Raw genomic sequence first — 6,182 nt, 5'->3', positions numbered from 1 at the left:
AGTATCTGTTGCAACAGCCTTATCAGACGATTAATGTTGTTGTTCATCACGCGATACTGGTCCTTGTATTCGGGCGCAACACGCTTCAGTTCGTCCACCGAAGCCGAAAGAATGGTCAACGGTGTAAGCAACTCATGAGTGATGTTGGTGAAGAACTGCAACTTGGCATGGTTCACTTCTTCGACCTTGGCCTTTTCCATTTCGCGCAGATGGAGCGCGTTGCGCAGGCGGATGCGGTTGCGTACCTGCCTATATGTGCCGTATGCAGCAGCAACTATCAGCAAGACATACAGGGTGTAAGCCCACCACGTCTCCCAAGGCGGAGGCAATATCACAACTTTCATCCGATAGGGTTCCTTGCTCCAAACACCGTTTGAATTGGAAGCTTTCAGAAGAAACGTGTAAGTACCCGGTTCCAGATTGTTATAATAAGCGAAACGTTTGGAAGCATCGGTATACTGCCAGTCATCATCGAATCCTTCGAGCTTGTAGGCATAGTTGTTCCGCTGGGGGGAAGCATAGTCAAGTGCCGAGAACTCGATACTGAAGTTGTTGTGCTGGTAGTCCAGTCTGATTTCTTCGGCAAAACTCGGCGAAAGAGGAGAGATGTCTGTGCGTTCCGCATCGGGCAACAACTTCCACGACTGGTTATAGACTTTAATGTCCGTTACCTTCACTGCCGGAGGTGGCACCTGCACCTCCAGACTGTCTGGATAGAAACTGTTATAACCCTGGTGTCCGCCGAAAAACATTTCTCCGTTACCGGCCGCCGTCACGGCTCCCCGCAGGAAGATGTTATCCTGCAAGCCGTCTATCGTAGTATAAAGACGGAAGGAAGCATTATCTTTCAGATTGCCAGGAACCGTAAGTCGGACAAGCCCGGCATTCGTCCCCAACCAAAGGTTGCCTTCCTGATCGTCCCTGATGCTGGCAACAGCATCGCCCGGAAGATTCCATCGGGCATGCATCGGTAAAAAAGAATCGCTTTCCTTGTCATAATAATTAAGTCCGCTGCCTCCCGTACCGGCCCAAAGGCGCCCATGTGCGTCACGATGCAGACAGTCTACATAATCGTTGTTCAGTTTATGATTGCGGGAAGAATAGGCCTGTAACTTCCATTCGCCGGACGAAGCATCACAATGCAGCCTGATGACCCCATGCGTACCCGAAGCTACCCAGATGTCACCGTCGCTCCCCTCTACCACACCTAATGTCACAACACTACGCATAGCGTCATTCTCTACCATAAGCGAATCGAAGCGGACCGCCTTTCCGTCGGCCCGGCGCATCGACACACCGTTACGGGTAGAGAACCACAGATTGTGCTTGGAGTCTTCGTAAACATGATAGACACAATGTCCGGCCAGCCAAGGCGCTTCCTGCGGAGAATAATGCTTTATGTTCCATTGTTCCAGCCCTTTTTTCTCTATTTCGTAGGCACCATCGTCGTAGGCGGCAAGCCAGATGTGCCCGTCGAGCGAGCTCTGCATAATGGACATCACTGTAGTAATATCGCGATACCCATGCGTATCCGGCAATTGGGTATAATAAACGGTTTTCCCGGTATTACGATCCTTGACGGCCAACCCATAGGATCCCATCCCTAACCACAAGCAGTTATCACAATCGATCAGCATGCTGCGTACCGAAGTGGTTTTCATCACACGCTTCAACTCCTGCAATCCATCCCATACGAAATCGGCTTTGCGGGTATTGGCCTTGGTGATGCCGCCACCAATCATCCCCATCCACATCAGTCCCTGGCGGTCGCACAGCACCGACGTCACTTCATCGCTGGCAATGGAGTATTCGGAATCGTCGGGATAGTAATTGCAGAAAACTTCACGGCCGGTATAGTCGCCTCCATGCAGAGACAGCACACTCAGCCCACGTCGGGTACCTACCCAAAGTGATCCGGTATTGATATCTTCGGCTATGCTATAGATAATGTCGTCCGAAATGGCAGTCGGATCGGCCGGATTGCTCCGGTAGGTGACCCATGTTGTACGAGTCGGCTCGTAAGCGTCTTTCAGCAACGTCAATCCGCCACGCCACGTACCCACCCAGATATTCTTATAACTGTCCTGAAACAAGACGTGCGCCGAATTCTGTTCGTTCAGGCGTGGATAAGCAAAATACTTGCCTGTAGCAGTCTCGTAGCGATAAAGACCACGATCCCAAGTCCCAATCCAGATATCCCCTCTGTCGTCTTCGAGCAACGCTTTTACCGTAGTTTTCGGCATCACATTAGCGGTTTCAGGATAACCGAAAGAACGGAAAGTATTTGCTTTTTCATCATATTCGTACAGTCCCCAGTCTGTTGCAAACAGAATGCGTCCTTTTTTCGTTACCAGAATCTGCGGAATCGTATTTCCGTTCATTTCTGGATTGTTTATCTTACGCATCTGCCCCGTACGCTTATCCAGCACGTTCAGTCCGCTATACGTACCGATCCAGAGATTGTGCTTATTGTCTTCGGCCACACAAAGAATATTGTTACTGGTCAGCAGATCGGGATTGGCGAAATTGGATTTGTAAGCTACAATAGAATACCCATCGTACTGAAACAAACCGTTCCGCGTTGCAATCCACAGATAACCGTCACGGTCCTGATAAATGGACTGTACTTCCTTGTTTGGCAAAGTGTTCAGGATGAAAGATAACTCAAAAGACAAAGGAGCCCTTACAGGCTCGGCTGCCCGGCACATAAAGGGAATAAGAAACCAGAAAAGAATGAGGATGAATCGGTGAAGCATTTTCTATCTCCTTAAATTATTGTTATTCTCATGTATGGCGCAAATGTACATAAAAAAAATGAATACCTAAAACTGTCGCTCCAAAGATGCAGGAGAATAAAGTCGGAAAAATCGTTATTTTTTCCCTAACTTTGTCCCATAAATCAATAAAATACTCATCATGGCCGGCATCTACATACATATCCCGTTCTGCAAGACGCGATGCGTCTACTGCGACTTCTACTCCACCACCCAAAGCCAACAGAAGAAACGCTACATCCGGGCCCTGTGTCAGGAACTGCGCTCGCGGAAGGAGTACCTGAAAGGCGAACCGGTACGAACCGTCTACTTTGGCGGTGGAACTCCCTCGCAACTCAACGAAGAAGACTTTGCCCTTGTATTCGAAACCCTCGAAGAAGTATACGGGCTGGGTGCCTGTGAAGAGACAACCCTCGAAGCCAACCCCGACGATCTGACTGACGACTATGTCGCCATGCTGCACGACCGGCTCCCCTTCAACCGCATCAGCATGGGCATACAGACGTTCGACGACGAAATGCTGCGTCTGCTGAACCGCCGCCACAACGCCAGCCAGGCCATTGAAGCCGTCGGACGCTGCCGGCGGGCAGGATTCGGAAACATCAGCATCGACCTCATCTACGGGCTGCCGGGCGAGACGGACCGCCGCTGGCAAGACGATCTGCAACAGGCTGTGGCTCTGGACGTGGAGCACATCTCGGCCTACCACCTGACCTACGAAGAAGGCACACCGCTGTACGACATGCTGCAGGCTCACCGCGTCAGCCAGGTGGACGAGGACAGCAGCCTGCGCTTCTTCTCTGCCCTGACAGACACGCTGGGTAAGGCGGGATACGTGCACTACGAAATATCCAACTTCTGCAAACCCGACCGGCACTCGCACCACAACACTTCCTACTGGCAAGGCATTCCCTATCTGGGCTGTGGCCCGTCGGCTCACTCGTTCGACGGCGTCGCCCGCGAATGGAACGTATCGTCGCTGACGCAGTACATCGAAGGCATGGAAAGCGGCAACCGTCCGTTCGAAACGGAATACCGCGACACCGCCACCCGCTACAACGAGTGCGTCATGACCGCACTACGCACCATGTGGGGCATACCGATGGAGCAGTTACGGCAGGAATACGGCGAGAAGCTGTACCGATATTGCCTCGACATGGCCGCTCCCTACCTGACTGACGGCAAGCTGGAACTGAAAGACGGCTTTCTGCGGCTGACGCGTCGGGGCATCTTCGTTTCGGACGGCATCATGAGCGACCTGATGTACGTGGACGACTGAATCCTGCTTTTTGTCGTCACCCTGGACTCCGCACACGCCACACGCATTTTCCGAACGGACAGTTGCCCGATGTTCGCAAAAACAATTACCTTTGCGTCCGAACCAACCAACCGACCATGACCGAACAGGAAGTCAGACGCTATTTGAGACAGATGAAGGAAGAAGACTCCGAACGAGCCTTCAAGGGCTTCTACGACCTGACTTACGACCGCCTGTTCCGCATAGCCTACTACTATGTCCGCGACGAAGACGCCGCACAGGAGATAGTGCTCGACGTCTTCATGCGCCTGTGGCAGATGCGCAACCGCCTGCCCGCAGTGAACAGCATCGAAGACTACTGTTTTGTCCTCACCAAGAACGCCTCGCTCAACTATCTGGAGCGTGAAAACCGGCAAAGCCCCTTGCCTGCCGAACACCTGCCCGAACCGACCGACACAGCCTCATCGCCCGAAGAGACACTGATCAGCGAAGAACTTTTTGCCCGCTACGTCAAGGCACTGGACCGCCTGCCTCAGCGTTGCCGCGAAGTCTTTATCCGCATCCGCGAAGAGCGGCAAAGCTATGCACAAGTGGCCGAAGCATTGGGCATCAGCGTAAAGACAGTGGACGCGCAACTGCAAAAAGCCACCACCCGCCTCAGAAAGATGCTGTTGCCCGACGAAGGCGATGAATAATACGCTAAATTAACTTTTATTACCACATCTCCAGTAGGGGATTTCCTGACAACTCACGTCTTTATAGCAAACAAGCTTACGGGGGCTTTGAGCCGTGCAAGTGTGGCTCGTGAGCCGTACAAGTGTCGAACGCGAGCCGTACAAGTGTTGCTCGCGAGCCGTGCAAGTGTCTCTCAAAGACCCCATAAGCAAGCGAAAAGGCATTTAATAACAAGCAGATAAACAGCTATTTAGAGAAAACCGGAAGAGGAGCCCGATTGCTCCGATTCGCCTGACTATACATTTAATGTTTCTTTTACATATTTATAAACAACATGAAAACAATCTGCCAACTGACTACCGGAGCCATGTTGCTCCTGTCCGTGCTTGCCTCGTGCAGCAAAGACTCCAAGTATCCACACGATTACATCGGATTCGAAAAGCATAGCTTCGACTATGCCTTCGACCCGGGAAGGAGCAGCGAAGAACTGGATGTGAAAATCATCGCCGCCGACAAGAAAGATCAGGACCGCGAAGTAACAATCGAGGGCGTAACGCCTCCCGGCAAGAAACCCGTATTCAGCATCCCCGAAAAGAAGGTGGTGATTCGTGCCAAAAAGAAGTCGGCCAACGTACGCATCAAAATCTATCCCGAACGGATAGGCAAGCAAGGCACCCTGCGGCTGGTATGTACTCCGAAAGACAAAGAGGTGAAAAGTACGCAACTGATGATAAAGCTGAAGCCCAAAGGAAAGAAATGACAGAAGGAAAGAAAACGCCCCGACCGAAAGGGAGCAGGCAGAGGAAAAACGGCTTTTTAAGATAAACGAAAAAAAAATCGCTCCGACAGTAGGGAATCCGGACGCAACCACTGTCTTTATAAGCAAAAAGAAAAAACAAGATGAAAGACCCGTTTGATAATCTGCTCGACCGTCTGGCCCGTTCCACCCGCTCGCCCCGGGGAAAGTATTCGGCCGAAAACAGCTGGAAGATTCTGGAAGACAGAATCTTCGCACACGCACACCGCCAACGCCGTTTCCGCCTCTGGCTGACGGGCGCTGCAGCCACCGTCCTGCTCTGCATAGCCGGATGGACGGCTTACAAAGCACTGCACCCCGTGCCCATGCAGACGTTCTCTACCCTGGCCGAAGTACGCAACCTGACGCTGCCCGACGGCACGGAAGTGACGCTGAACCGGTATTCGTCGCTCACCTGCCCCAAACGCTTCGAACACGACCGGCGCGATGTACGCCTGCAGGGTGAAGCCTACTTCGAGGTAAGTAAGGATGCCCGACGCCCCTTCACCGTGGAAGCTGGCGGAATGGAAGTGCAGGTATTGGGTACTCATTTCAATGTGGAAGCCTATCCCGCTGATACCGAGGTAAGGACTACCCTGCTCGAAGGTTCCGTAGCTGTCAGCACCGACCACGGCAAGAAGCGCCTGTTACTGCAACCCAACGAAGCAGCCGTCTACAA

The 6,182-nt window shown here is 52.2% G+C and carries 5 protein-coding genes; 4 read left to right on the top strand and 1 reads right to left on the bottom strand.

Features of this window, described 5'->3' with window-relative positions; genetic code table 11:
- Positions 1-2,756 (bottom strand): ligand-binding sensor domain-containing protein (locus tag QVP67_RS03095; protein WP_288179841.1); only part of this gene is annotated, 2,756 nt, incomplete at its 3' end.
- 160 nt (positions 2,757-2,916) lie between these two features.
- Between QVP67_RS03095 and hemW the strand changes: the two genes are divergently transcribed.
- The 4 genes from hemW to QVP67_RS03075 form a co-directional block, all read left to right on the top strand.
- Complete coding sequence (gene hemW / locus QVP67_RS03090) at positions 2,917-4,053, top strand: radical SAM family heme chaperone HemW (protein WP_022162096.1); 1,137 nt, start codon at positions 2,917-2,919, stop codon at positions 4,051-4,053.
- A gap of 116 nt (positions 4,054-4,169) precedes the next feature.
- Positions 4,170-4,727, top strand: coding sequence for an RNA polymerase sigma-70 factor (locus QVP67_RS03085; protein ID WP_022162095.1), 558 nt, complete (start codon positions 4,170-4,172; stop codon positions 4,725-4,727).
- Between the two features lie 314 nt (positions 4,728-5,041).
- On the top strand, positions 5,042-5,467 hold the full coding sequence (locus tag QVP67_RS03080; protein ID WP_022162094.1) for a hypothetical protein: 426 nt from the start codon (positions 5,042-5,044) through the stop codon (positions 5,465-5,467).
- A 140-nt stretch (positions 5,468-5,607) separates the two neighbouring features.
- The coding region (locus tag QVP67_RS03075) for a FecR family protein (protein ID WP_288179840.1) at positions 5,608-6,182 on the top strand (575 nt) is incomplete at its 3' end.

Origin of the sequence: Bacteroides sp. CAG:633 (genome assembly GCF_000435115.1) — a bacterium.
Taxonomy (GTDB): Bacteria; Bacteroidota; Bacteroidia; order Bacteroidales; family Bacteroidaceae; genus Bacteroides; species Bacteroides ndongoniae.
Note: the sequence above shows the minus strand (reverse complement) of the source record. Positions and strands in the feature narration are given on the sequence as shown.

Bases quoted from the DNA above. Each gene is read 5' to 3' on its own strand.
- hemW (WP_022162096.1), top strand. From the start codon at position 2,917: ATGGCCGGCATCTACATACATATCCCGTTCTGCAAGACGCGATGCGTC.
- QVP67_RS03085 (WP_022162095.1), top strand. From the start codon at position 4,170: ATGACCGAACAGGAAGTCAGACGCTATTTGAGACAGATGAAGGAAGAA.
- QVP67_RS03080 (WP_022162094.1), top strand. From the start codon at position 5,042: ATGAAAACAATCTGCCAACTGACTACCGGAGCCATGTTGCTCCTGTCC.